We start from the raw sequence: 1,838 nt of genomic DNA on the forward strand, positions 1-1,838 counted from the left end.
CCCGCCCAGGCGTCCGGTCCGCCGGCGCCCGGCCCGTACGCGGCGGCGAGCGCCAGCCCGTGCACGTAGCCGAGCGGCAGCGCCGGGTGGTCCTCCTCCTCGGTGGAGACGGCGACCACCACCTCCTCGACGGCGGCCGGCAGCCGGTGCAGGTCCAGGGCCAGCCGGGCCGCCCGGGTCGGCTCGCCCGGCACCGAGCGGGTCGGGTGCAGCCGCACGGCGCCGTCCGGGTCCTGCGGGCTGTTGAAGAACACGAAGTGCTCGTCGCTCAGCACCCGGCCGCCGGCGCACAGGAAGGCGGTGACGTCCAGCTCCACCGCGTCCCCGCCGGCCGTCCGGCTCTGCCAGCTCACCGTGAGGGCGGTCTCGCGCGCCTCCTCGGACCGGTCGTTCGCGGCGGCCGCGGCGGCGGCGGAGGAGCCGTCGCCGCCGAGCCGGCCGCGCAGGCCCTGCTCGGCGAGCAGGGCGACCAGCTCCGGGCCGCTCACCAGGGCCAGCGGCTTGCCCTCGATGTAGCTGTACGAGCCGCGGCCGAAGCCCGCGGTGGTGACCAGGATGCCCTTGATCGCGCCGTGGTGGCGGACGGTCGACTCCAGGTCGCGCACCGCCGTCGGCGGGACGGTCTTCTTGTAGCGCTTCGCCTGGATCACGATCGTGCCGCCGGTCACCGGGTCCAGGTCCTCGGCCACCACGTCCACCCCGACGTCGCCGCTGCGGGCCGTGGTCATCACCCGGAAGCCCCGCAGCCGGAACAGCTCGGCGATCAGCTCCTCGAAGTCCAGCGGGTCCATCTCGAACAGGTCCGGCTCGTCCTCGCCGCCGTGCCCGGCCAGGCTCCCGCCGACGCTCTCCGGCCGCCGGTCCGGCCGCACCTCGTCCAGCCGCTCCGGGCGCGCCGACAGCCGGCCGCCCAGGCCCTGGAAGCACTCCACCGGGTCCACCCGGTCCAGCGCCAGCGCGGCGAAGCCCGCCCGGGTGGCGGTCAGCGTGGAGAGGAAGCGCTCGGCCTCCCGGCCGGTCGCCGGGTCGATGCCGAGCACGAAGCCGTTCAGCACCACCGAGTCCAGCAGCCCGTCCCGGTCCGCCCGGAACAGCTCCACCGCCACCCGCAGCGCCGACTGCGCCAGCACCTCCCGGTACAGCGCCTTGCGCTCTGTCGCCGGGCGGGCCACCTCCGCCTCGCGGTCGTCCGACTTCACGTACCGCACCCGGCCGGCGGCCGGCACCACGTCCGGCCCGGGCAGCTCCCAGTCCACCACCAGCTGCCGGCTCCCGGCGTCGAACGCCGCCGCCAGCCGGTGCGGGAAGCCCTCCGGCCAGGCCGCCGAGGCGTACAGGCCGGCCGTGAAGTACTCCTGCACCGCCTCCGGCTCGCCCGCCCGTAGCCGGCGCAGCAGCTCCTCGGTCCGGGCGGCCAGCTCCTCCTGCTGCCGGCGGGACTGCTCGACCCCGGCCAGGTACTCCTGGTGGTACGCGGCCAGCCGGTGCTGCCGGTCCACCTCCCGGGCCTGCGCGGCGTACCAGTCCTGCTCGAACCGGGCCCGGGCCTGGGCCAGGTACTGCTCGTACTGCTGCCGCACCCCCGGGTTGCGGGCCTGCACCGGGTCCGGCGGCGGCACGAAGTACCGGGCCGAGGACTGGTCCGGCATCGGCACCGGCTCGCCCAGCGGCCCCGGATCGAACGGCGGCACCGCCCGCGGCGCCAGCAGGGCCTGCGGGCCGAAGGCCGGCGCGGCCAGCCCGGCGGCCAGCAGCCCCCGCAACTCCTCGACCCGGGCGTCCAGTTCGGCCGTCCGCCGGGCCACCTCCGCCTCCCGCGACTGCTGGTAGGCGCGCTG

At 77.0% G+C, this 1,838-nt stretch carries 1 protein-coding gene; it reads right to left on the reverse strand.

Annotated elements, in window-relative coordinates:
- The coding region (locus AE652_RS40625; protein ID WP_159028720.1) for a restriction endonuclease at positions 1–1,805 on the reverse strand (1,805 nt) is incomplete at its 3' end.
- Between the last annotated feature and the right edge of the window lie 33 nt (positions 1,806–1,838).

This window comes from Kitasatospora sp. MY 5-36, assembly GCF_001182915.1.
Lineage (GTDB): Bacteria > Actinomycetota > Actinomycetes > Streptomycetales > Streptomycetaceae > Kitasatospora.